This window comes from Micromonospora sp. NPDC048907 (assembly GCF_055586885.1).
Genome location: NZ_JBVJHI010000014.1, coordinates 1 through 24,335, shown reverse-complemented (window position 1 = coordinate 24,335; position 24,335 = coordinate 1). Strand labels below are relative to the sequence as shown.

The 24,335-nt window shown below is 72.3% G+C and carries 18 protein-coding genes and 1 pseudogene; 10 read left to right on the top strand and 9 right to left on the bottom strand.

Going from position 1 to position 24,335, the window contains the following annotated elements; translation table 11 throughout:
* Window positions 1-157: 157 nt before the first annotated feature.
* Both ACZ6PY_RS30190 and ACZ6PY_RS30185 read right to left on the bottom strand, forming a co-directional pair.
* Window positions 158-1,123 carry an acetylxylan esterase gene (locus tag ACZ6PY_RS30190; protein WP_466078643.1) on the bottom strand — a complete coding sequence of 322 codons (966 nt, stop codon included), beginning with the start codon at window positions 1,121-1,123 and terminating at the stop codon, window positions 158-160.
* Between the two features lie 9 nt (window positions 1,124-1,132).
* On the bottom strand, window positions 1,133-2,242 hold the full coding sequence (locus tag ACZ6PY_RS30185; protein WP_466078640.1) for an acetylxylan esterase: 1,110 nt from the start codon (window positions 2,240-2,242) through the stop codon (window positions 1,133-1,135).
* 293 nt (window positions 2,243-2,535) lie between these two features.
* Here ACZ6PY_RS30185 and ACZ6PY_RS30180 point away from each other — a divergent pair, with 293 nt between their 5' ends.
* From ACZ6PY_RS30180 to ACZ6PY_RS30155, 6 genes are read left to right on the top strand one after another with little or no spacing between them, the layout of a single operon-like run.
* Entirely contained in the window at window positions 2,536-3,558 is a 1,023-nt protein-coding gene (locus ACZ6PY_RS30180; RefSeq protein ID WP_466078637.1) for an ABC transporter permease, read from the top strand.
* Window positions 3,555-4,484, top strand: a complete 930-nt coding sequence (locus ACZ6PY_RS30175; protein WP_466078634.1) for a carbohydrate ABC transporter permease — start codon at window positions 3,555-3,557, stop codon at window positions 4,482-4,484. The genes ACZ6PY_RS30180 and ACZ6PY_RS30175 overlap by 4 nt, the downstream gene beginning before the upstream one ends.
* Window positions 4,485-4,529: 45 nt before the next feature.
* Complete coding sequence (locus tag ACZ6PY_RS30170) at window positions 4,530-6,167, top strand: ABC transporter substrate-binding protein (protein WP_466078631.1); 1,638 nt, start codon at window positions 4,530-4,532, stop codon at window positions 6,165-6,167.
* A 1-nt stretch (window position 6,168) separates the two neighbouring features.
* The gene (locus ACZ6PY_RS30165; RefSeq protein WP_466078628.1) at window positions 6,169-7,701 is read left to right on the top strand and encodes a GH39 family glycosyl hydrolase; all 1,533 of its coding nucleotides are present in this window, start codon (window positions 6,169-6,171) and stop codon (window positions 7,699-7,701) included.
* Complete coding sequence (locus tag ACZ6PY_RS30160) at window positions 7,698-8,384, top strand: DUF624 domain-containing protein (protein ID WP_466078625.1); 687 nt, start codon at window positions 7,698-7,700, stop codon at window positions 8,382-8,384. The genes ACZ6PY_RS30165 and ACZ6PY_RS30160 overlap by 4 nt, the downstream gene beginning before the upstream one ends.
* A complete protein-coding gene (locus ACZ6PY_RS30155; protein ID WP_466078622.1) occupies window positions 8,381-10,516 on the top strand; it encodes an alpha-glucuronidase in 2,136 nt (711 codons plus the stop codon). Before ACZ6PY_RS30160 ends, ACZ6PY_RS30155 begins: the two co-directional genes overlap by 4 nt.
* A 48-nt stretch (window positions 10,517-10,564) precedes the next feature.
* On the opposite strand, the gene ACZ6PY_RS30150 is transcribed toward ACZ6PY_RS30155, so the two are convergent.
* Genes ACZ6PY_RS30150 through ACZ6PY_RS30135 form a run of 4 tightly spaced genes read right to left on the bottom strand, consistent with a single transcriptional unit; the run spans window position 10,565 to window position 16,097 of the window.
* Window positions 10,565-12,889 carry a beta-xylosidase/alpha-l-arabinosidase gene (locus tag ACZ6PY_RS30150; protein WP_466078619.1) on the bottom strand — a complete coding sequence of 775 codons (2,325 nt, stop codon included), beginning with the start codon at window positions 12,887-12,889 and terminating at the stop codon, window positions 10,565-10,567.
* Window positions 12,890-12,928: 39 nt separating this feature from the next.
* Complete coding sequence (locus ACZ6PY_RS30145; RefSeq protein ID WP_466078616.1) at window positions 12,929-13,789, bottom strand: carbohydrate ABC transporter permease; 861 nt, start codon at window positions 13,787-13,789, stop codon at window positions 12,929-12,931.
* 2 nt (window positions 13,790-13,791) lie between these two features.
* A complete protein-coding gene (locus tag ACZ6PY_RS30140; protein WP_466078613.1) occupies window positions 13,792-14,790 on the bottom strand; it encodes a carbohydrate ABC transporter permease in 999 nt (332 codons plus the stop codon).
* Window positions 14,787-16,097: an extracellular solute-binding protein gene (locus tag ACZ6PY_RS30135; RefSeq protein WP_466078607.1), complete on the bottom strand. Its 1,311-nt coding sequence runs from the start codon at window positions 16,095-16,097 to the stop codon at window positions 14,787-14,789. The genes ACZ6PY_RS30140 and ACZ6PY_RS30135 overlap by 4 nt, the downstream gene beginning before the upstream one ends.
* A 163-nt stretch (window positions 16,098-16,260) precedes the next feature.
* On the opposite strand from ACZ6PY_RS30135, the gene ACZ6PY_RS30130 reads away from it, so the two are divergent.
* On the top strand, window positions 16,261-17,241 hold the full coding sequence (locus tag ACZ6PY_RS30130; protein WP_466078669.1) for a LacI family DNA-binding transcriptional regulator: 981 nt from the start codon (window positions 16,261-16,263) through the stop codon (window positions 17,239-17,241).
* A 39-nt stretch (window positions 17,242-17,280) separates the two neighbouring features.
* On the opposite strand, the gene ACZ6PY_RS30125 is transcribed toward ACZ6PY_RS30130, so the two are convergent.
* Window positions 17,281-18,318, bottom strand: a complete 1,038-nt coding sequence (locus ACZ6PY_RS30125; protein ID WP_466078604.1) for a LacI family DNA-binding transcriptional regulator — start codon at window positions 18,316-18,318, stop codon at window positions 17,281-17,283.
* Between the two features lie 387 nt (window positions 18,319-18,705).
* Here ACZ6PY_RS30125 and ACZ6PY_RS30120 point away from each other — a divergent pair, with 387 nt between their 5' ends.
* A complete protein-coding gene (locus ACZ6PY_RS30120; protein WP_466078600.1) occupies window positions 18,706-19,899 on the top strand; it encodes an endo-1,4-beta-xylanase in 1,194 nt (397 codons plus the stop codon).
* A gap of 63 nt (window positions 19,900-19,962) precedes the next feature.
* On the opposite strand, the gene ACZ6PY_RS30115 is transcribed toward ACZ6PY_RS30120, so the two are convergent.
* Window positions 19,963-20,424: a YdeI/OmpD-associated family protein gene (locus ACZ6PY_RS30115; protein WP_466078597.1), complete on the bottom strand. Its 462-nt coding sequence runs from the start codon at window positions 20,422-20,424 to the stop codon at window positions 19,963-19,965.
* 79 nt (window positions 20,425-20,503) lie between these two features.
* On the opposite strand from ACZ6PY_RS30115, the pseudogene ACZ6PY_RS30110 reads away from it, so the two are divergent.
* Window positions 20,504-22,094: pseudogene (locus ACZ6PY_RS30110) on the top strand (FAD-binding oxidoreductase).
* Window positions 22,095-22,100: 6 nt separating this feature from the next.
* Here ACZ6PY_RS30110 and ACZ6PY_RS30105 read toward each other — a convergent pair.
* Window positions 22,101-23,018, bottom strand: coding sequence for an AraC family transcriptional regulator (locus ACZ6PY_RS30105; protein WP_466078594.1), 918 nt, complete (start codon window positions 23,016-23,018; stop codon window positions 22,101-22,103).
* Between the two features lie 84 nt (window positions 23,019-23,102).
* Between ACZ6PY_RS30105 and ACZ6PY_RS30100 the strand changes: the two genes are divergently transcribed.
* On the top strand, window positions 23,103-24,077 hold the full coding sequence (locus ACZ6PY_RS30100; RefSeq protein WP_466078591.1) for an SDR family NAD(P)-dependent oxidoreductase: 975 nt from the start codon (window positions 23,103-23,105) through the stop codon (window positions 24,075-24,077).
* Window positions 24,078-24,335: the final 258 nt, after the last annotated feature.

The following is a 24,335-nucleotide window of genomic DNA, read 5'->3' as shown; positions in this document are numbered from 1 at the left end:
AAAAGTTGCGGACCGCCGACCGTGGCAGCCGAACGCGGCCCCAGGCAACGGTGCTGCTCAGGCCAGGTCAGGGGCAGCGACGATTCGCACCTGACGGTCCCGGACCTGGACGGCGGGACCCGCCGACCGGGCGGAGGTTCCGGAATCTTCCGGGAGATCAGCCGAGGAGGGCGGTACGGAGGAAGTCGAGGGCTGCGGCGTCGTCGTCGATCCCGCCCGCCTCGTGGCCGTTGTACCGCCACACCGCCAGCTCGGCCGGCCCCCGGTAGGCGTTGACGGCGGCGAAGACCGTGGACGGGGGCACGATCTCGTCCATCAGGGCCACGGAGAAGCGGGCCGGCACGGTGGCCCGGCGGGCGAACGCGACCCCGTCGACGTAGCCGAGGGTGCGCAGCACCTGTTCCTCCCGGTCCCGGTGCACCGCCAGGTAGTCCCGGATCTCCCGGTAGGGCGCGGCGTCGGTGATCGTCACGGCGCGCGGCATGTCGCAGAGGAACGGCACGAACGCGACCGCCGCGCGCAGGTCCGGCACCAGGGCGGCGGCGGCGAGCGCGGCGCCGCCGCCCTGGCTGTGACCGAGCACCGCGACCCGGGCGGCGTCGACCGCCGGCAGGCGGCGCGCCGCGTCGACGGCCCGGACCGCGTCGGTGAGGAAGCGGCGGTAGTAGTACCGGCGCGGGTCCTCGACGCCCCTGGTGGTCATCCCGGGGGCCTGCGGGCCGGCCCCGGCGATGTCCGGGGTGTCGCCCCGGCTCCAGCCGGAGCCCTGGCCGCGGGTGTCCATCTGGAGGTGGGCGAAGCCGGCGGCGGCCCAGAGCAGGTTCTCCAGCGGGTGGCCGCGTCCGCCGCCGTAGCCGACGTACTGCACGACGGCCGGCAGCGGCCCGGTCGCGTCCCGGGGCACCCGCAGCCACGCCTTCACCGGCTGCCCGGCGAAGCCCGGGAAGGTGACGTCGAAGACGTCCAGGCCGACCAGCGGGGTGGCCACCGCGGTCACCTCGACCGGTTCGCCGCAGGACCGGGCCTCGGCGAGGGTGTCGGCCCAGAACGCGTCGAAGTCCGGCGGCTCGCGCAGGTCGCTGCGGTGGGCGCGCAGCTCCGCCTCGGGCAGGTCGGTGTACACGGCCGCCTCTCAGCTCGTCGGGGTGCGCGGAACAGCCGGCCGGACCGGGCCGAGAATTTCCGGAACAGTGCCGCGATCTCCCGGCACGCTAGGACCACCCGGCGCCGGCGTCAACCGACCGTCCGGCGCCGCCGGCGGGCCGAGCACCCGGGCCAGCCAGCGCAGCTGCCGCCGCACCTGCACGGCCTCGCCGCCCTCGTGCTGGTTGAACGGGTAGACGTGCACCTCCCGGTCCACCGGGGCGGGACGGCCGTTGGCGGCGCCGTACTGGTTGTAGGCGGCGAATCCGGTGCTCGGTGGACAGACGGGGTCCCGCAGGCCGATCCCGAAGTGCGCGGGCGCGGCCGCCCGGCGGGCGAACGCGACGCCGTCGACGTAGGACAGGGTGTGGCGCACCCGCTCCTCCGCCTCGCGGTCGACCGCCAGGTACTGCGCGATCTCGCCGTACGGCCCGGCGTCGGTGATCTCGACGGCGCGCTGGACGTGGCAGAGGAACGGAGCCGTGCTGAGCAACGCCGCGAGGTCCGGCACGAGCCCCGCCACGGCGAGGGCGAGGCCGCCGCCCTGGCTGTTGCCGGCGGCCACGACGCGGGCGGGGTCGACCCCGGCCAGTGTCCGGGCCGCCTGGACGGCGCGCACCGCGTCGGTGATGAGCCGGCGGTAGTGGTAGGTCCGCGGGTCCAGGATGCCCCAGGTCACCGGCGAGGGGCCGCCGGCCGCGCCGGCGTGCGGGTCGGGGGTGTCCCCGCTGCCGTACCGGCCGGACTGGCCCCGGGCGTCCATCAGCAGGTGGGCGTAGCCGGCCACCGGCCAGGTCAACCGCTCGTGCGGCAGGCCCCGCCCGCGCCCGTAGCCGACGTACTCCACGACCACGGGCAGGGGCGCGTCCACCCGGGCCGGCCGGGTGTACCAGGCCCGGACGGGATCCCCGCCGAAGCCGGCGAACGTCACGTCCCAGGTGTCGACGAGGCGCAGGTCGGTCGGTTCCGGGCGGACGTCCAGGAGCACCGGACGGGTCGCCTCCGCCGCGAGCGTCGCGCGCCAGAAGGTGTCGAAGTCGGCGGGCTCGCGCACCTCGGGCGCGTACCGCCTCAGCTGGTCGAGGGGCAGGTCGAACATGGCCACGACTCCTCGCGCCGGGACCGGCGGCGGTAGCGGTGCGGGACGGGTCACCGGCCCCGAAACTTTCGGCGCACGCTATCACAGGACTCGATGCCGTCGACAGGGCCGTCGTCGATGCGTCGCCGTGCTCGCCGACCGGGCAAGCGCTTGTCCAGCCCCCTTGACACATCGATGGAACGCACTAAAGTTCCCGCAACAAGTCTCGTGACATTGCCGAAACTTCCGACGTGGCCCGTGCGCATCCCGGCGCCCGGACGGGACGGTTGCTGGTCGGAACCAGGGGGGTGCGCATGACCGACCACGTGCCCGTCCGCGGCCCGGTGGTGGCCGTGGACGCCGGCGAGGGGCCGGCCCGCCCACGGTCGCCGGCCGGGCGCACCCCCGCCGCCGCGCCGCCCACCCGCGTCCGCCGCCGCACCTGGCGCCAGGCGGTACGCCGGGACTGGCAGCTCTACTCGCTGGCCATCCTGCCGCTGCTGTTCTTCCTGGTCTTCCGCTACCTGCCGATGCTCGGCAACGTGATCGCGTTCCGGCGCTTCCGGCCCGGCGGCAGCGTCTTCGGCGAGTACTGGGTCGGCCTGCGCTACGTCCGGATGTTCCTGACCGACCCGACGTTCTGGGACGTCTTCGTCAACACCCTGGTGCTGGGTGCGCTGACCCTGCTGTTCTGCTTCCCCCTGCCGGTCGTGCTCGCCCTGCTCCTCAACGAGCTGCGCAGCCGCCGGCTGAAGCGCTTCGTCCAGTCGGTGTCCTACCTGCCGCACTTCCTGTCCGTCGTGATCGTCGCGGCGATGGTCATGCAGCTGGTCTCCGTCGACGGGACGGTGAACCAGCTGGTCCGGGCCGTGGGTGGCGAGGCGGTGCCCTTCCTGCAGCGGGCGGGGTGGTTCCGCACCATCTACGTCTCGTCGGAGATCTGGCAGACCGTCGGCTGGGGCACCATCCTCTACCTGGCCGCGCTGACCACCATCGACGATGACCTGTACGAGGCGGCCCGGATCGACGGGGCCAACCGGTGGCGGCAGACCTGGCACGTGACGCTGCCCGGGATCCGGCCGACGATGGTGACCCTGCTGATCCTCAACGTCGGCACGTTCATGGCGGTCGGGTTCGAGAAGATCCTGCTGCTGTACAACCCGTTGACCTACCCGACGGCCGACGTGGTCTCGACCTACCTGTTCCGGGTCGGCATCGTCTCCAACAACTTCAGCTACGCGGCGGCGATCGGCCTGTTCGAGTCCGTGATCGGGCTGACGCTGGTGCTGTCGGCGAACGCGATCTCCCGACGAGCGGTGGGGGCGAGCCTGTGGTGACCGCCGACACGACCAGGCCCGTCCCCGCGACCGGCGGCCGGCGCGGGCCCGGCGCCGGCCGGGGCCAGCGGGTGTTCCGGGTGGTCAACGCCATCGTCCTGACCGGCGTCGTGGTGGTGACGTTGTACCCGTTCGTCACCATCGTGGCGCGCTCGCTCAGCGACAACGCGCACATCGTCTCGGGAGAGGTGAACCTCGTCCCGCGCGGGTTCAACGTCGCCGCGTACAGGGCGGTGATGTCCGATCCGACCTTCTGGACGAGCTACCGCAACACGGTGGTGTACACGGCTGTCGCGACGGCCGTCTCGCTCGTGCTGACCACCTGCTACGCGTACGTGCTGTCCAAGAAACACCTCAGGGGCCGGACCGCGCTGGTCGGGATCGCCGTGTTCACCATGTTCTTCAGCGGCGGGCTGATCCCCAACTACGTCCTGGTCACCAGCCTCGGGTTGAAGAACAGCGTGTGGGCGATCGCGCTGCCCAACGCCATCAGCGTGTTCAACCTGCTCGTCATGAAGGCGTTCTTCGAGAGCCTGCCGGTCGAGCTGGAGGAGGCCGCCGCCGTCGACGGGCTGAACACGTACGGGATCCTGCTGCGGATCGTGCTGCCGCTGTCCAAGGCGATGGTCGCCACGATGTTCCTCTTCTACGCCGTCGCCTTCTGGAACTCCTGGTTCGCCGCGTTCCTCTACATGGACCGCATGGACCTGTTCCCGGTGACGGTGTACCTGCGCAACCTCATCGCCGGCGCGACCGACGCGACCTCGACCGCCGGCGGCCTCGGCAGCGCCGGCGACGTCGTGCAGTCCGCCGCCACCATCCAGTCCGTGACCATCGTGCTCACGGTCCTGCCCATCCTGGCGGTCTACCCCTTCATCCAGCGGTACTTCGTCTCCGGAGTCATGCTCGGCGCCGTCAAGGGATAGCCACCGGCACCACCCGCACCGCTCCCCCACCCGAAAGGAACCCCCATGGCCCAGCTATCCCGGCGCCAGTTGCTGTTCGCCGCCAGCGCGGCCGCCGTCGTCTCGGTGGCCGGCTGCGGCGACGACGCGGCCGACGAGAAGGACCTCGGCGACAACCGGGCCGGCGCGATGGACAGGTACGGCGTCGGCGACCAGTTCAAGGCCACCACGCCGGTGTCCTTCTCGATGCTCTACAACAACCACCCGAACTACCCGTTGAAGGACGACTGGCTGTTCTGGTCGGAGCTGTCCAAGCGGACCGGGGTCACGATCGAGCCGGTGGCCGTGCCGCTGAGCGACTACGAGCAGAAGCGCAGTGTCCTGGTCGGCGCCGGTGACGCCCCGTTCATCATCCCCAAGACCTACCACCCGCAGGAGGAGGCGTACGTCTCGTCGGGCGCGATCCTCCCGGTCAGCGACTACCTCGACCTCATGCCGAACTTCAAGGACCGGGTCGAGAAGTGGAGCCTCCAGCCGGAGATTGACACGCTCCGGCAGGAGGACGGCAAGTTCTACCTGCTGCCCGGCCTGCACGAGAAGCCCTGGCAGGACTACACCCTCGCGGTCCGGATGGACATCCTCGAGGAGCTCAGGATCCCGGTCCCGCAGACCTGGGACGACGTGTACACCATGCTCAAGGCGATGAAGGCCCGGTATCCGAACGTCTACCCGCTCTCCGACCGGTTCGGCAAGCCCAACCCCGCCGGCAACCTGCTGAACATGCTCGCCCTCGCCTACGGCCTGGAGGGGGCCGGCTGGAACTTCCGGCACACCAGCTGGGACGCGAGCGCCAAGAAGTTCGTCTACACCGGCGCGTCGGACAAGTACAAGGCGCTCCTGGAGTACCTGCACAGGCTGGTCGCGGAGGGGCTGCTGGACCCGGAGACCTTCACCCAGACCGACGACCAGGCCCGCCAGAAGCTCGCCAGCGGCAAGTCCTTCGTGATCAGCAGCAACGCGCAGACCCTGGTCAACGACTACCGGAAGGACATGGCCAGGACGCTGCCGAACGCGCGGATGGCCAAGATTCCGTTCCCGATCGGGCCGGCCGGGCCGGTGAACCCGGCGCCCCGGACGGAGAACGGCCTCATGATCTCGAAGAAGGCCCGGGACAGCAAGAACTTCGTGGCGATGATGCAGTTCATCGACTGGCTCTGGTATTCCGACGCCGGCCAGGAGTTCGCCAAGTGGGGCGTCGAGGGCACCACCTTCACCAAGGACGCGTCCGGCAAGCGCACCCTCACCCCCGACGTCGACGTCATCGGGCTCAACCCCAAGGGAACGAAGCACCTGCAGAAGGACTTCGGCTTCTACAACGGCATCTTCGCCTACGGCGGCCCCCTCGAGCTGGTCCAGTCCTTCTTCTCCCCGGAGGAGATGGAGTTCCAGAAGGTGCTCAACGCCCGCCCGAACCGGCCGGTCTCGCCGCCGCACCCGCTCAGCGACGCCGAACGCGAGCAGGTGACCCTCTGGGAGACGCCGCTGAAGGACTACGTCTACGCGAACACGCTCAAGTTCGTCCTGGGCCAGCGCAGCCTCGGCGAGTGGGACGCGTACGTGAACGAGCTCAACGGAAAGAACATGGGCTCCTACGTGGACGTCGTCAACAAGGCGTACGACCGCTACCGCAAGAACCACGGCTGACATGCGCGTCGTCGTACCGGATCGGGCCACGGGCCGGCTCGGCGACGCCTGGCGCGCCTGCGTCGGCACGGGCCGGTTCGACCTCGCCCTGCGGCGGGACCACCAGGACTCGCTGGCGCTGGTCCAGCGGGAGATCGGCTTCCGGCACATCCGCGGTCACGGGCTGCTCAGCGACGGCATGGGGGTCCACCGGCCCTACGAGTACCGCGGCTCACGGCACGTGCGGCACGCGTTCACCTACGTCGACCAGGTGGTCGACACCTACCTCGACCTCGGCATCCGTCCCTTCCTGGAACTGGGCTTCATGCCGTCCGCCCTCGCCTCCGGTGACCAGACGGTGTTCTGGTGGCGCGGCAACGTCACCCCGCCGCGGTCCTGGACCGAGTGGGCGGACCTGGTCCGTGCCACGATCACCCACCTCGTCGACCGCTACGGACTCGACGAGGTGCGCGGCTGGCCGATCGAGGTGTGGAACGAACCCAACCTCACCCACTTCTGGCCGGGCGCGGACGAGGCCGCCTACCACCGGCTGTACGAGGTGACCGCGCACGCCGTGAAGGAGGTCGACGCCGACCTCCAGGTGGGCGGCCCGGCGCTCTCCCCCGGCGCCGACGACTGGCTCCCCCGCTTCGCCGACTTCGTCGCCGCCCGGTCGGTGCCCATCGACTTCGTCAGCAAGCACGCCTACACCTCCGGACCCGCACAGCACGTGCCGTTCGGGGTGCACCAGACGCTGGCCCCGGCCGCCCGGTTGCTGGAGCAGTTCGCCACCCCACGCGAGGTGCTGCGGGACACCGCCCTGGCGGGGCTGCCCGTGCACATCACCGAGTTCAACTCCTCCTACCGGCCGGACAACCCGATCCACGACACGGCATTCCACGCGGCGTACCTCGCCCCGGTGGTGGCCGCCGGCGGCGACCTGGTCGACTCCTTCTCCTACTGGACCTTCAGCGACATGTTCGAGGAGGAAGGGGTGCCCACCGCACTGTTCCACGGCGGCTTCGGCCTGCTCACCCACCGCCAGGTCAAGAAACCGACCTACCACCTGTACGCCTTCCTCGCCCGGATGGGCGACCAGGTCCTCGCCCGCGGCACCGACCACCTGGCCACCCGCGACGCCACCGGTCGCGTCACGGTGCTGGCCTGGGCGCCCGTGGACGTCACCGGCCGCGAGCCGGTCCCCGACGCCCACACGGTGCGGCTGTCCCTGCCGCTGTCGCCACCCGGGGCGACCTCCGCGTTCCTGCTGCGCTCGTCGGTCGGCGAGGAGGCGGGCAACGCCTGGCGGGCCTGGTGCGAGCTGGGGCGGCCCCGCTCCCCCGACCGCCGGCAACTGGACGCGCTGCGGGAGGCGGCCGAGCCGGCAAGGCGGCACGGGAACCTGCCGGTCGTGGCCGGCCGCGTCGCGCTCGACCTGCACCTCTCCCGGCACGAGGTGACCCTGGTCGAGCTCACCCCCGTCACCGACGAGACCCCGCCGTGGTGGGCGGACGAGCGGCTGCTCGGCCAGCCCGCCGGGGAGGAGTCCGCATGAGCGGCGCGACCGCCCGGTCCGGGTTCGGCGACGGGCCGCTGTCCCGCGCCGCCGCGCTGGTCTACACCCTCCTGGTGGTCGAGCTGCTGCTGGTGCTCACCACCGCGCCGGGCCTGGTGACGCTGGCACTGCTGGACCGGGACGTCAGCAACCTCCCGCTGGCCGCGGCCTGCGCGGTCCCGGCCGGCCCCGCCCTGTCCGCCGCGGTGTACGCGCTGCACCACCAGCGCCCGGACCTGACCGACCTGCACCCGGCCCGGGTCTTCTGGCGCGGCTACCGGGGCAACCTCGCCGACTCCCTGCTGGTCTGGGTGCCGCTGTTGCTGTGGCTGACCGTCGTCGCGGTGAACCTGGCCCACCTGCCGGCCGCCGGGGTACCGCGCTGGTGGGCCGTGCCGCTGGTGCTGGTCGGGGTGGCGTCCGTCCTGGTGGGCGTGAACGCGCTGGTGATCACCTCGCTGTTCGCCTTCCGGGCGCGCGACGTCCTGCGGCTGGCCCGGTTCTTCGTCCTGCGTACCCCGGTCGTCACGGTCGGCACCGCCGGGCTGCTGGCCGCGGCGGCCGCGCTGCTGCTGGCCACCTCCGCGGCGCTGCTGGTGGCGCTGGCCGCGGTGCTGGTGCTGGCGGTGCTGCGCGGCAGCGACCCGATGATCAGGCAGATCCGGACGGAGTTCACGGCGTGAGCCTGCCGGTCGCCGGCCCCGGGAGGTCCGTGGACGCCGCCCGGCCGGACGAGGTGCACGCCGCCTGGCTGCCGCCGGAGGCGTTCCGCGCCCTCGGGTCCCGGCGGAGCCTGGTGTGCGGCGAGGGCCTGCTCGTCGACACGGTCCGCGACGAGTTGTCCCGGGCGTGCGCGCGGTACGGCGGCAGCACCGACCGGCCTCCGCCGCGACCGGCGTCCCTGGACCGACCGGCCGCGGGCACGCCGTACGACCTGGTGCTCGCGCTGGTCCCGACCGCGCTGCTGCCGCTCGCCGCGGCGGCCGTCCACGTCGGCTACCGGCGGCGCCACGGGACCGGCGCGCTCGGCGAGGAGGGTTTCCTGCTGGCCCGGCACGCCGAGGTCACGGTGGTGCTGGCCGAGGCGCCCGCCGGGCTGCTCCACGGCCTGTTCCACCTGGTCCGGCTCGGCGAGTCGGCGTTCGGCCTCACCCGCCCGCCGGAACTGCACCGCCCGGCCGTGCGGCTGCGCATGCTCGACCACTGGGACAACGTCGACGTGCATCCGGTGACGGGGCAGGTCGAGCGCGGCTACGCCGGCGGGTCGATCTTCTGGCGCGACGGCGCCCGCCGCGACGACCTGAGCCGGGTGGGGGCCTACGGCCGGCTGCTCGCCGCCTGCGGGGTCAACGCGGTCTCGGTGAACAACGTGAACGTCCATGCCACCGAGGCGCGGCTGCTGACCGAGCGGCTCGGCGACGTCGCCGCGATCGCGGACGTCCTGCGGCCGTACGGGATCCGGGTGCACCTGTCGGTCAGCTTCGCCGCCCCCGTCGCTCTCGGCGGCCTGCCGACCGCGGATCCGCTTGTCGACGACGTGCGGGCGTGGTGGGCCGACACCACCCGCACGGTGTACGAGAGCATCCCCGACTTCGGCGGCTACGTGGTGAAGGCGGACTCCGAGGGGCAGCCGGGCCCGTTCGCGTACGGGCGCAGCCACGCCGACGGTGCGAACCTCCTCGCCGACGCGCTGGCGCCGTTCGGGGGCGTGGTGCACTGGAGGGCCTTCGTCTACGACCACCGCCAGGACTGGCGCGACCGGTCGACCGACCGGGCCCGCGCCGCCCACGACCACTTCACGCCCCTCGACGGGCGGTTCCACGACAACGTGATCCTGCAGGTGAAGCACGGCCCGATGGACTTCCAACCGCGGGAGCCGGTCTCCCCGCTGCTCGCGGCCATGCCGCGGACCCGGCTGGCGGTGGAGTTCCAGGCGACCCAGGAGTACACCGGCCAGCAGCGGCACGTCTGCTACCTGGCCCCCTGGTGGAGCGAGACGCTCGGGTTCGCGCCGTGGGGCGCCAGCGGGCCGACCTTCGCCGACGTGGTGGCCGGCACGAACCCCGCGGACGGCGGCGGGCTGGTGGCGGTCTCCAACGTGGGCGACGACCCGTTCTGGACGGGACACCCGCTGGCGCAGGCGAACCTGTACGCCTTCGGCCGGCTGGCCTGGGATCCCCGCCTGGACCCGGTGGCGGTGCTCGACGAATGGATCGACCTCACCTTCGTGCGGCCGGCGCCCGGCTGTCCCGGGCCGCTGCGCCGGGCGCTGCACGCCATCATGGACGACTCCTGGCGCACCTACGAGCGGTACACCGCGCCGCTGGGCGTCGGCTTCATGGTCCGCCCCGGCCACCACTACGGCCCCGACGTGGACGGGTACGAGTACACCGCCTGGGGCACCTACCACTTCGCCGACCGGGACGGCGTGGGCGTCGACCGCACCCGCGCCACGGGCACCGGGTTCACCGGCCAGTACCCGCAGCCGTGGTCGGACGTCTACGAGTCGCGTGAGCGGTGCCCCGACGAGCTGCTGCTGTTCTTCCACCACGTGCCGTACGGGCACGTGCTGCACAGCGGGTCCACCGTCATCCAGCACATCTACGACACCCACTTCGCCGGGGTGGAGCAGGTGGTGGCCATGCGGCGGCGGTGGGACGGGCTCGCCGGACGGCTCGACCCGAGGGTGTACGACCGGGTGCGCGAACGCCTCGACGAACAGCTGCGCTGCGCGGAGGAGTGGCGGGACCAGGTCAACGCCTACTTCTTCCGCAAGTCGGGGGTCCCCGACGCCCGGGGACGGCCCCTCCACTGAAACGGTGCCGGTCCGCCGGGCGTCACGGGGACGCCCGGCGGACCGGCCTCACCTGATCTCGGACGTGGTCCAGCGCGGGGAGTCGGCGGTGATCGGCGCGGTGTCACCGACCAGGGTGGTCAGCGCCTCCGTGTCCCGCCGCGCGCTCGTGCCGACCCAGAGTTCGACCTCGCCGGGCTCCACGACGCGGGTGAGCGTGCGGTCGGAGAAGGCCAGGCGGGTGGTGGGGACCGTCAGCTCGACGGTGACCGACTGGCCCGGATCCAGGTGGACCCTCCGGTAGCCGAGCAGCTGCGCCACCGGCCGGGTCACCGACGCCACCAGGTCGCGGCCGTAGAGCTGCACGACGTCGTCGCCGGCCACCGTGCCGGTGTTGGTCACCCGCACCGTCACGTGCAGCGCCCCGTCGGTCGGTGCCGTCGCCGGGGCGCAGAGGTCGGTGTGCGCGAACGTCGTGTAGGACAGGCCGTGGCCGAACGCCGCCGCGGGCGTCGCCGGCAGGTTGGTCACCTCGCTGCCCTCGCCGAGCGTGGGGTGCAGGTAGGAGTACGGCTGCGCCCCCGCCGAGCCGGGCAGGCTGACCGGCAGCCGGCCCGACGGGTTGACCCGCCCGGAGAGCACGCCCGCGATCGCGCCGGCCCCCTCCTCACCGGGGAAGAACGCCTGCACGACCGCCGCGCAGCGCGACAGCGCCCACCCGACCGCGTACGGGCGCCCGGTGAGCAGCACGAGGACGACCGGCGTGCCCGTGTCCAGCACGGCCTCCACCAGCTCGCGCTGGACGCCGGGCAGCTCCAGGTCCTCCCGGTCGCAGCCTTCGCCGACCGTGCCGCGGCCGAAGAGACCGGCGTGGTCACCGACGACCAGCACGGCGACCTCCGCGGCGGCCGCCGTGGCGACGGCCTCCGCGAAACCGGACCGGTCGTCGCTGTCCACGTCGCAGCCGGCCGCCCAGGTCACCAGATCGGCGCCGAACTCCTCCCGCATCGCGTCGAGCGCGGTCGACACCTCAATGCCGGTCTCCACACCGGGGTGCTGGACGAGCACGTGGTTGAGGAAGGAGTAGCACCCGAAGAGGGCGGCCTGCCGGTCCGCGTTCGGACCGATGACCGCCAGGCGCCGGCCCGCCGGCAGCGGGAGGACGCCCTGGTTGGCGACCAGGACGACCGACTCCTCGGCGAGGCGGCGGGCGATCGACCGGTGCTCCGGTGAGTCGAGGTCGACCGACTGCGGCGGCGCGTCCGTGAACGTGGCGTCGAGCAGCCCGAGTTCCTGCTTCTCGCGCAGCACCCGCAGGACCGCCCGGTCGATGAGCGCCTCGTCGAGGTCACCGGCCCGCACCCGCTCCGGCAGGGCCAGGTAGGCGTCGCCGGTCGGGAGCTCGACGTCGACACCGGCGGTGAGCGCCTGCACGGCCGCCTCCGCGTGGTCGGCCGCGACGTGGTGCAGCAGGTTCAGGAAGGCGACGCCGTAGTAGTCGGACACCAGCGTGCCGTCGAAGCCCCACGCGTCCCGCAGCACGCCGGTCAGCATCTCCGGATCGGCCGCGACGGGAACGCCGTCGATCTCCGTGTAGGAGTGCATGACGCTGCGGGCGTTCCCGTCGAGAATCGCCATCTCGAACGGGAGGAACAGCACGTCGGCCAGCTCCCGGGGGCCGGCGTGCACCGGGGCGAAGTTGCGCCCGGCGCGCGAGGCGGAATAGCCGGCGAAGTGCTTCAGCGTGGCGTGCACGCCCTGCGACTGGAGCCCGCGCACGTACGACGTGCCGAGGGTGCCGACCAGGTAGGGGTCCTCGGCGATGCACTCGTCGACCCGGCCCCAGCGCGGGTCCCGGATCACGTCGAGCACCGGGGCGAGACCCTGGTGGATGCCCAGCGCCCGCATCGAGGCCCCGATCGCCGCGGCCATCTCGGTGACCAGTTCGGGATCGAAGGCGGCGCCCCAGCTCAGCGGGGTGGGAAAGGTCGCCGCCTTCCACGCCGAGAGCCCGGTCAGGCACTCCTCGTGGACGATCGCCGGGATCCCCAACCTGGTGCCCGTCACCAGGTCCCGCTGGAACCGCCACAGCCAGGCCGCGCGTTCCGCCGCGTCGACCGGGCGGGTGCCGTAGGCGCGGGTGAGGTGGCCGAGTCCGTGCCGGGCGAAGTCCTCGAGCGTGACGGCGTCGCCGAACTCGCCCTGCAGGGGCGCGACCGCCTCGCCGTCCTCCTTCTCCCAGAAGCCGACGAGCTGGGCGACCTTTTCCTCGATCGTCATCCGGCCGAGCAGCTCACGTACGCGCGCCTCGCCGGTGTGGCCGTCGGACCGGTCGTGGTCGGGAGCCGTCTGGGCCGGTACCGGCCCGTCCACCACCGCGTGGACCTCAGTCATGCTGTGCCTTTCCTCTGGTTGTGCGTGTACCGCTGCCGCTCAGCCCTTGACCGCGCCCTGCAGGCCACCGACGATCTGCTTCTCCGCGAGCGTGAAGAAGAACAGTGCCGGCAGCATCGCCAGCGACGTGAAGGCGAGGACGCCGGCGGTGTCGGTGGAGAACTGGCTGGAGAAGTTCTGCACCCCGAGCGGCAGGGTGTGCAGGTCGACGTCGCCGAGGACGAGCAGCGGCAGCAGGAACGCGTTCCAACTGGCCACGAACGCCAGGACGCCGACGGTGACGAGCGCGGGCCGCGACAGCGGCAGCGCGATGCGCCAGAGGAAGCCGAGCCGACCCGCGCCGTCGATGGCGGCGGCGTCCTCCAACTCTCTCGGGATGGCGGACAGGAAGGGCCGCAGGATCACGATCGTCAGCGGCAACTGGAAGGCGACCTGCGGGAGGATCACCGCGTAGTAGGAGTTCACCAGGCCCAGATCCCGCAGCATCAGGTAGAGCGGCAGGATCGCCGCCCCGGCCGGGAAGAGCAGGCCGAGCGTGAAGAAGGTGTAGAGACCCTCACGCCCCCGGAAGCTGTACCGGGCCAGCACGAACGCGGCGGCCATGCCGAGCACCACGACGCCGAGCGTGGTGCCGAGGGCGATCACGCCGCTGTTGAACGCCTGCTGCCAGAACTTGCCCTGCGTCAGCACCCGGGTGTAGTTGTCGAAGACCCACGGGTCGGGCAGGCCGCCCGGGTCCGCGACGATCTGTGGAGTGGTGCGGAAGCCGCCGAGGATCACGTAGAGGATCGGCGCGATCGACACGCCCGCGACCGCGAGCGCCAGCGCGTACGTCAGCGGGGTGCCCCACGAGACCGGCCGGCGTCCGGCGGACGGAGAACGGACGGGGTTCGTGACCATGATCAGTTCGCCCTTCTCGTGATGGCGCCCTCGATGTCCCGGCGGAGGATGAAGCGCTGGAACAGCAGCGCCGCGACGAACGAGATGACGAAGAGGATCACGGCGACCGCGTTGCCGTAGCCCCACAGCCGGGCGAAGAACCCGTTGTCCACCATGTACGTCGCCATGGTCCCGGAGGCGCCGAGCGACCGGATCGCGGGCACCGAGGTCACCCAGATGACGTCGAAGACCTGCAGCGAACCGATCATCGACAGGAACATCCAGATCCGGATGGTCGGCCCCAGCAGCGGGAGAGTGACGTGGCGCTGGGTCTGCCACCAGCTCGCGCCGTCGATCGCGGCGGCCTCGGTCAGCTCGTGCGGCACGTTCGACAGGCCGGCGAGCAGGAGGATGATGGCGAAGCCGACGTACTTCCAGGTGAGGACGAAGAGCAGCGTCCAGATGACGACGTCGAGGTCGGCGAGCCAGGCCTGCACCAGGCTGCCGAGTCCCAGGGACCGCAGCAGCGCGTCGACCGTGCCGCCCTCGGCCAGGATCAGCTTCCACATGATGCCGACGGTGACCTCGGCGAGCACGTAGGGCACGAACGCCAGCAGGCGGAACACGGCGCGCCCGCGGAAGCGGCGGTTGAGCAGCAGGGCGATGCCCAGGGCGATGGGGCCCTGGATCAGCAGCGACCCGAACACGATGATGGCGTTGTTGCGCAACGCGTCGAGGAAGATCGGGTCCTGGAAGGCGAGCGTGTAGTTCTTGAAGCCGATGTACTCGGTGGGGGGCCCGACCCCCCGCCAGCGGTACAGGCTGTAGTAGACCGCGAAGCCCATCGGCACCAGCACGAACATCACGTAGACCACGAGCGCCGGCGTCGTGAGCCCGATGATCTCGTACCACTTACGGCGGGTCTCGGCCCGGCGGGAGGACGGGCGCCCGGCGGGCCGGGGACCCGCCGGCGGCGCGGAGACGCCGCCGGCGGGGAACCGGGTTTGGTCGGTGGAGGTCACTTGCTCGCGGCTGCCTTCATCCCCGCGACGACCTGCTCCGGCGTCCCCTTGCCGGAGAAGATGCCGACGATACCGTCGTTCATCGCGGTGCCGACGGTGCTGCCGTACGCCGTGTCCAGCCAGAGCTGGACGTAGCTCGCCTCGGACGTGGCCTGCAGGATGGCCTTCAGCGCGGGGTCCTTGATCCCGGCCTCGGATCCCTTGACGACCGGGAGCCCGGTGCCGGTCTCGGCGTAGCCCTTCTGCACCTCGGGGCTGGCGATGTACTTGAGGAACTCGACGCACTCGGCCGGGGCCTTCTTGGCGCAGGCGAACCCGTCGCCGCCGCCGAGCGCCGCCTTCGGGTCACCGGCGGAGCCGGAGATCGCCGGCACGGGGAACCAGCCGAGGAACTTGGCGAGCTTCGCCTTGTCCGTGGCGACGTTGTCCAGCGTGCCCCGGTTCCAGTCGCCCATCAGCTCCATCGCGGCCTTGCCGTTGGCGAGCAGACCGTTCGCGCTGGTCGGGTCGTTCTGGCCCGGCGTGGCGATGAAGTTGTTCTGGAACGGCTTGGTGTCGATGAAGGCCTTGAGGTCCTGGCCGGCCTTCACGAAGCACGGGTCGTCGAAGACCTTGTCGGTGGACGCCTTCTTCAGCGTGTCGACCGAGCAGGCGCGCAGCGCGAAGTTGTACCACCAGTGCGCGGCGGGCCACTTGTCACCGGCGCCCACGGCGATCGGGATGACGTTGATGGCCTTGAGCTTCGTGACCGCGGCGTTGAGCTCTTCGAACGTGGTCGGCGGAGCGCTGATGCCCGCCTGGGCGAACATGTCCTTGTTGTACCAGATGCCCTCGATGCCCATCCGGAACGGCAGGCCGTACTGCTTGCCGTTCACCTGCCAGATCTCGGCCGCGCTGCCGATGTTGGCAACCTCGGTCTTGGTCTGGTCGGTGATGTCCTTCAGGTAGTCGGCCTCGACCTGCTCCACCAGCTCGCCGCCACCCCACGACATGAAGACGTCCGGCGGGTCGTTGCTCAGCAGCGCGGCGGGGATACGGGTGCGCTGCAGCTGGTTCGTCTCGATCGCCTCGATCTCGATCTTGACGGTCGGGTGGAGCGCGGAGAAGTCCTTGGCGACCTTCTCCCAGTAAACCTTGCCGGGCCCGTCCTGGGGGGCGTTGTGCCACCAGGTCAGGGTCACCGGGTTCTTGTACAGCTCGCTCTCACTGGACGCCTCGTCGTCGCCGCCGCTGTTGCAACCAGCGACGACGAGAGCGCTTGTCATAAGCAGTGCCAGAGCGGCACCCGCACGGCGCTTCGTCGCCATCGATGTCTCCTCCGTCAGGCAGTCGCGGTACTCGGCCTGCGGGGGAGTTTTACAGCCGTGAAACTTGGTGTCAATCGGTATCGATAACGTTTTCGAGTCACTCGTGACGGGGCCGGAGCAGCGGCTCTATCATCGTCGGGTGGTGTTCCCGGAGCGCGTCAAGATGTCGGATGTGGCACGTACCGCCGGCGTCTCGGTGGCGACGGTATCGAAGGTTGTCAATGGCAGGTACGGCGTGGCCCAGGCGACCGTGGAGCGCGTCCAGCAGGTCATCCACGAGCTCGGCTACGAGGCCAGCCTGGGTGCGCAGAGCCTGCGCAGCCACCGCACGAACGTGCTGGGCATCCTGGTCGCCGAGTTCGAGCCGTTCTCCACCGAACTGCTCAAGGGAGCCTCCCGCGAGGTCGCCGGCAGCGGCTACCAGCTGCTCGCCTACTCCAGCGGCGACGGCGAGGGCGCCGCCATCGGCTGGGAGCGGCGCTCCCTGGCCCGCCTGTCCGGGACCCTCATCGACGGCGCCGTGATCGTCACACCGACCGTGATCGAGACCAAGCACGGCTTCCACGTCGTGGCCGTCGACCCCCACACCGGTCCGTCCGGTCTGCCCACCGTCGACTCGGACAACTTCGCCGGCGCCGTGCTCGCCACCAACTACCTGCTGTCGCTCGGCCACCGCCGCATCGGACACATCAGCGGACGCCCCGACCTCGAGTCGGCGCGCCTGCGCGAGGCGGGCTTCCGCAAGGCCATGGCCGACGCCGACGTGGCCGTGGACGAGCGGATCGTGCGTGTCGGCGGGTTCCGCACCGAGACCGCCGCCGGCACGGCCGCGGAACTGCTCTCGCTCCCCGACCGACCGACCGCGATCTTCGCCGGAAACGACCTCTCGGCGATCTCCACGATGGACGTCGCCCGGAACATGGGCCTCACCGTGCCCGACGACCTGTCCGTCATCGGCTTCGACAACGTCCCGGAGTCGGCGCTGGTGAACCCCCCGCTCACGACGATCATGCAACCGCTGCAGCGCATGGGCGCCGAGGCGCTGCGCCTGCTCATCGACCTGATCGCCGGCGTCGAGCGGGACATCCACATCCGGCTCCCCACCGAGCTGGTCGTCCGGGCCTCCTGCCGCCCCTACCGGTGACGCCGGGGCCACTCCCACCGGATCGGGCGCCGGTCGCGGTCAGCCGGCCAGCGGGGCCGCGCTGTCGCGGACGACGAGCTGGGTGGCCAGCTCCACCCGGGGGCTCTCGATCCGCTCACCCTGGGCCAGGCGCAGGACCGTGCGGGCGGCGAGCAGGCCCATCTTCGCGAGGGGCTGCCGGACGGTGGTCAGCGGCGGGGAGCACCACCGGACCTCCGGCAGGTCGTCGAAGCCGACGACGCTGACGTCGTCGGGCACCCGCAGGCCGCGTCGTCGCACGGCCTCGTAGACACCGAGGGCCATCTGGTCACTGGCGGCGAAGATCGCGGTGGGCGGCTCGGGCAGGCGCAGCAGGTGGTTGCCCGCGGCGAAGCCGGCCTCGTGGTAGAAGTTGCCCGGATAGATCAGCTCCTCGTCGACGCTCAGACCGGCGGTCTCCAGCGCCGCCCGGTAGCCGTCGAGACGCGCCCGGCTGCACATCAGCTGCGGCGGGCCGGCGACGAAGCCGATCCGCCGGTGGCCGAGACCGAGCAGGTACTCGGTCGCGCGCAGGCTGCCCGCCCAGTTGGTCGCGCCGATGGTGTGCGCCTCCTGCGGGGGCACCCCGGCCGGGTCGACGATGACGACGGGGATGTTGAGCCGGCGCAACTCGGCCTGCAGCGGGGGCTCCAGGGTGGACGTCACGAAGATGACCCCCTGGGTGGAGCGGGTGCGCAAGTTGTTCAGCCACTGCCGGGCCGACGAGCTGCGCCGGTGGATCGCGGAGACCACCGTGCCGATGCCGGCCGCGTGCGTGACGTCCTCGACCCCCCGGATGATCTCGACCGCCCAGGGGCTGTCCAGGTCGTTGAAGACCAGGTCGATCAGACCCGAGCTGGGCCGCGCGCTCGGCCTGCGGCGGCGGTAGCCGTGCCGGGTCAGCAGCTCCTCGACCCGTTCCCGCGTCCGCGGCGCGACGTCGGAGCGGCCGTTGACGACCCGCGACACGGTGGGCACCGACACGCCGGCCAGCCGCGCGATCGCGGCGATGGTGACTTTCCGGGAATCGTCCGCGGCCACCTGTCGCCCTTTCGTCATCGCTCGAGCGAACGAAGGGAAGACTTCCCGGGCCGGCAGCCTGCTCGGAGCCGCGGGACTTTCGGTGGGATGCCGGTACTTCCGATCGCTTGAGGGCACGGTATGACCTGAGGCGATGCGGGTCAAGGGTCCAGCCGGGCCTGGCCTGCGGCTACCGCGGTCGCTCCTCCGGCCGTCGCCGCCGGATCCACGATGGTTGACGAGGGGGATCGACACTCGTATTGTTCCGGCTCAGTTACCGGGAATTTGCTCGGAAGTATCGGCTCGGTCTCGCACCACCGTTTCCCGCACCTCCCCCTGATCGGCGTCCCGGCGGGTCACCTGCCGCATACGAGGCGCCCTCCCGGTCGACGCCCCGGTCGACCCGTTCGCACACCGGAGAAGCCCATGAAACTGCGACGATGGATAGCCGCCGGCGCGGTCGCCGTGGCCGCCGCCGCCACGCTCAGCAGCCCGCCGGCGACGGCCGGCCGCCCGTACGACCCGACCGACCAGAGCCTGCGCAACCTCGCGCTGCGCCACGGCCTCGCCGTCGGCACGGCCGTCGACATGGCCGCCCTCGACGACCCCGCCGACCCGCGGTACCGCCAGCTCGCGGCGTCGGAGTTCTCCACGGTCACCGCGGAGAACGTGATGAAGTGGGAGAGCCTGGAGCCGACCCGCGGCACCTACAACTGGGAGCCGGCCGACCGGCTCCTCGCCTTCGCCAAGCAGAACAACCAGCGCGTCCGCGGGCACGTCCTGGTCTGGCACAACCAGCTGCCCGGCTGGCTGACCGCCGGCGTCGCCGACGGCTCCATCAGCAACACCGAGCTGCGCGACATCCTGCGCCGGCACATCACCGCCGTGGTCACCCACTTCAAGGGCCGGATCTGGCAGTGGGACGTGGTCAACGAGGCGGTCAGCGACCCCTGGGACACCCCGTCGACCCTGCACTACAAGGGATTCTGGGCCGAGCACCTCGGCCCCGGCTACATCGCCGACGCGTTCCGCTGGGCCCGCGCGGCCGACCCGCACGCCCTGCTGTTCTACAACGACTACAACATCGAGGCCTTCGGCTCCCGCGACCCGGCCAACGACAAGACCCAGTTCGTGTACGACATGGCCAGGAACCTGCTGGCCCAGCGCGTACCGATCGACGGCATCGGCAGCCAGGGACACCTCGGCACCCAGTACGGCAACTTCGACACCTTCCAGGTCGCCGAGGCGCTGCGGAAGTTCGCCGGGTTGGGGCTGGCCACCGCGTTCACCGAGGTCGACGTGCGCAGCCAGCTCACCGAGGGAGTCCAGGCGGGCGACCCGAACGAGGTGAACCCGCGGCTGCAGGCCGCGGCGGCGAACTTCGACGTGCTGCTGCAGGCCTGCCTGGCCGAGCGGCACTGCCTGTCGTTCACCGTCTGGGGCTTCACCGACAAGCACTCCTGGGTGCCCGGCTGGTTCTCCGACCCGCCGGAGGGCCTGGCCACCATCTACGACGAGAACTACCAGCCCAAGCGGGCGTACCAGCTCATGAAGGCGGACCTGATCTACAGTGGCCCGCCCTACGTCCTGCCGCGCGTCCCGCAGCGGCCGCGCCGCTAGACACGGCGGTCCGGGTGGGACGGGTCGGTCGGCCCGTCCCACCCCACCGCTGTGGTCGCCCGCTCAGCGGTGCCGGCCGGCGCGGAGCATCTCGACGGTCTCCGTGACGCGCCGCGCCCGGGTGGCCTCCCGCTTGGCCTCGGTGACCCAGCGGACGAACTCCTTGCGGTGCGAGGGGGCCAGCGCCGCGAACGCCGCCTGCGCCGGGGCGTCACCGGCGAGAGCGGCGGCCAGGTCCTCGGGCACCTCCACGCCGCGGGGTTCCGCGTCGAGGGCCACGGCCACCTCGTACGTCGCCCCGATGCTCACCCCCGCCTGTGTCCGCGCCGCGCGGGACAACCCGATCAGGTTCTCCCCGCCCATCCGGGCCAGCCGCAGCGACAGCGTCACCCCGTTGACACTCACGCGCACCGGGAACGCCCGGCGCCCCTCCCCCACCACGGACACCTGCTCGTCGGAGAGCACGAACGCTCCCGCCGGACCACGCTGCTCCAGCGTCAGGGTCAACGCGAGGGTCTCGCCCATGACGGCATCATAGTCGCCGGCGCCCCGACGGCCGGTCGACGTCCGGCGCTCCCGGTGATCGATGGCTACCGTGATGGCCATGGCCGACGCCGCGACCGCCCGCCCCACCGCCCGCGCCCGTTCCTGGTGGGGCTGGGGCTGGGCGGACGAACACCCTGACGACGCCGAGTGCGCGGCGTTGGGCGCGCTCCTCCCCGGCACGCTCCCCCGCCCGCTGCCCTCGCGTCGCCGACCTGCGGATCGCCCGACCCGCCGTCGCACCGCCGCGCGGCCTCGCGCACCTTGTCACCGACGACCCCGAAGCGCGCGCCGCGCACGCCATGGGCAAGGCGTACCGGGATGTGATCCGGGCGCTGCGCGGGCGTCCCGGGCGGATACCCGATCTGGTCGCCCGGCCGGCGGACGACCGGGACGTGGCCGACCTCCTGGACTGGGCCGGTGACCGCGGCGTGGCGGTGATCCCCTACGGCGGGGGCTCCTCGGTGACCGGCGGCGTGGAGTACCGCGGCGACGCGCACCGGGCCGTGGTGTCGCTCGACCTGACCACGATGGACCGGGTGGTGGAGGTCGACACCGACAGCCGCGCCGCGCGCATCCAGGCCGGCGTCCTCGGCCCGGCGCTGGAGGACCAGCTCAGGCCGCACGGCCTCACGCTGCGGCACTTCCCACAGAGCTTCGAGTTCTCCACCCTCGGCGGCTGGCTCGCGACCCGGGCGGGCGGTCACTACGCCACGGTGCACACGCACATCGACGACTTCGTGCAGTCCCTGCGGCTGGTCACCCCCGCCGGCGCCGGCACGTCGTGGCAGGTGCCCGCCTCCGGCGCCGGACCGTCTCCCGACCGGCTGTTCCTCGGCTCCGAGGGCACCCTGGGGGTCATCACCGAGGCGTGGATGCGCCTGCAGGACCGCCCCCGGCACAGGGCCTCCGCGTCGGTCCGGTTCGCCGACTTCGCCGCCGCGCTGCGCGCGGTCCGCGCGATCGCCCGGTCCGGCCTCTCCCCGGCCAACTGCCGCCTGCTCGATGCCGGCGAGGCCGCCCTGTCCGGCGCCGCAGGGGACGGCTCGTCCGTCCTCGTCCTCGGCTTCGAGTCGGCCGCCGTGCCGGTGGACGCCGCTCTCGCCCAGGCGCTGGACCTGGCCCGTGCGCACGGCGGAACGCCCTCTCCCGGCGCCGGCCGCCGGGACGACGAGGCGGTCGGCGCGTGGCGCGCGCCGTTCCTCCGGATGCCCTACCTGCGCGACGGACTCGCCCGGATGGGCGCCGTCGTCGAGACCTTCGAGACGGCTGCCACCTGGAACCGGCTTCCCGCCCTGATCGACGCCGTCCGGGCCGAGGTCGGCGCCGCCGCGCGCGAGGCCACCGGCCATCCCGCCGCCGTCAACTGCCGCCTCACCCACGTCTATCCCGACGGCGCGGCACCCTACTTCACGGTGCTGGCCGGGGGCCGGCCCGGCGACGAGGTGGCCGTGTGGGACCACCTCAAGGACGTGGCGACCGACGTCCTGCACCGCCATCACGCCACCATCACCCACCACCACGCCGTCGGCCGCGACCACCGTCCCGGCTACGACCGGCAGCGTCCGGAACCGTTCGCCCTGGCCCTGCGCGCCGCGAAGGCCGCGCTCGACCCGCACGGCATCCTCAACCCCGGCGTGCTCGTGGACTGAGCCGCGCTACGCCGCGCGCCCCGCGGCGGCGCGGTAGGCGCGCGGCGAGACACCGAGAGCGCGTTTGAAGGCGACGCTGAAGGCGCTCTCCGAGCCGTACCCGACGTCGCGGGCGATGGCGGCGACGGTGCCGTCGCCGCGCCGGATGCGGTCGGCGGCGAGTTCGATGCGCCACGCGGTGAGGTACTCCAGCGGCCCCTGGCCCACCACCTGCTTGAACCGGGCCGCCAGGGTGGAGCGGGAGACCGCCGCGCTGCGGGCCAGCTCGGCGACGGTCCAGGGGTGGGCGGGCCGGGCGTGCATCCGTCGCAGGACGGTCGCCACGGTGGGATCGTTCAGGCCGGCCAGCCAGCCGCGGGTCTGACCGGCGTCCCGCGTGAGGTGGAGGCGCAGGATCCGGACCAGCATGACGACGGCCAGGTGCTCGGCGACGAGCCGCGCCCCCGCGGCGTCCTGCCGCAGCTCCGCGTCGATCTCGTCCACCGCCCGCCGCACGGTCGCGGCCTCCGGCGTCTCCGCCGCCACCCGGATCACCGGCGGGAGGCCGTCGAGCAGCAGGGCCTGGGCGCGGTCGGTGAAGGAGAACGCGCCGCCGATGAGGGACACCTCGTCGCCCGCGCCGGCGTGGGCCACGCCGTCGGTGGCCGCGGTGAACAGGGGCCCGGCCGGCTCGGTCGGCAGACCCAGGTCGCTCGCCAGGGTGAACGCGACCGGCCGGGTGAGCAGGAAACAGTCGCCCGCGCGGAGCCGGAGGGGATCCGGCACCCCGTCCACCCGCAGCCAGCAGTCGCCGCGGCGTACGACGTTGAACTTCACGCCGGCGGGCGGCTCGAACCGGACGGCCCACGCTCCGCCGGCCGACATACCGGCCGAAAGGCGACTGGTCGCGCCGATCAGCGAGAGAACGTCCTCCAACGGGTCCACGCACACCCCCCCTCGGACGCTGGCTAAAGTTTTCCGGACGTCAAACTATAGGCCGTCCAGGACCGCGGCCGTAGCGTTGCGGTCATGACACGGAGCACACTCCTGACCACCCCATTCACCGCCCGCGCCACCGCCCGGGACGTCATCGACGGCGTCGACCTCACCGGACGCCGCATGATCGTCACCGGCGGCGCCTCCGGCATCGGCCTGGAGACGGTCCGCGCCCTCGCCCGCGCGGGCGCGGAGGTCACGGTGGCGACGCGCGACCCCGCCCGCGCGGACGACCTGGTCGCCGAGTTCCCCGGCGCCGGCCCCGGCACGGTGCGGGCCGTCGCGCTCGACCTGGCCGACCTCGACTCCGTCGACGCCTTCGTCGCGGGCTGGACCGGCCCGGTGCACGCCTTGATCGCGAACGCCGGAATCATGGCGCTGCCGCACCGCCGGCTGACCCCGGAAGGCTGGGAACTGCAGCTGGCCACCAACTACCTCGGGCACTTCGCGCTCGCCCGGGGCCTGCACGACAACCTCCGGTCCGCCGGCGCCGCGCGTGTCGTCGTGGTCAGCTCGGGCGCGCAACTGCGCGCCGGCGTCGACTTCGACGACCCCCACTTCGCCCGCCGCCCGTACGACCCGTGGACCGCGTACAGCCAGTCCAAGACCGCCGACGTCCTGCTGGCCGTCGGCATCGCCCGGCGCTGGGCCGCCGACGGGATCACCGCCAACGCCCTGGCCCCGGGCTTCATCAGGACCAACCTGCAGCGCCACCTCAGCGAGGACACCCTGCGCTCCTTCGGCGTGACCACCGACGAGGCGGGCACCGTGACGGTGCCGGAGCACTACAAGACCCCCGCCCAGGGCGCCGCCACCACCGTGCTGCTGGCCGCGTCGCCGCTGGTCGAGGGCGTCACCGGCCGCTACTTCGAGGACAACCAGGAGTCCGAGGTGGTCCCCGGCGGCCCGGACCCGACGGCCGGGGTGGCCGAGCACTCGGTGGACCCCGACGCCGCCGACCGGCTCTGGGCGTACGCCGAAGAAGCCCTCGCCGCTCGCCGACGCTGACCCGGCGCACACGCCCTGAGCTTCGCCGAGCTGGAGGTGGGTGGTCGCCACCGTCAGCGCCCGTCGTCGGGGTGCTGAGGTGCACCAACGCGGTCGCGGGGGGGGGGGGGGGGGGGGGGGGGGGGCCGGGGGGGGGGGGGGGGGGGGGGGGGGGGGGGGGGCGTGGACGGGCCGTTGCCCCACTGCGGCTCGGGCCAGGGCCCGCAGTACGGGCTGGCCGAGTACCAGCCGGAGTTGCCGGCGCCCTGGGTGATCTGG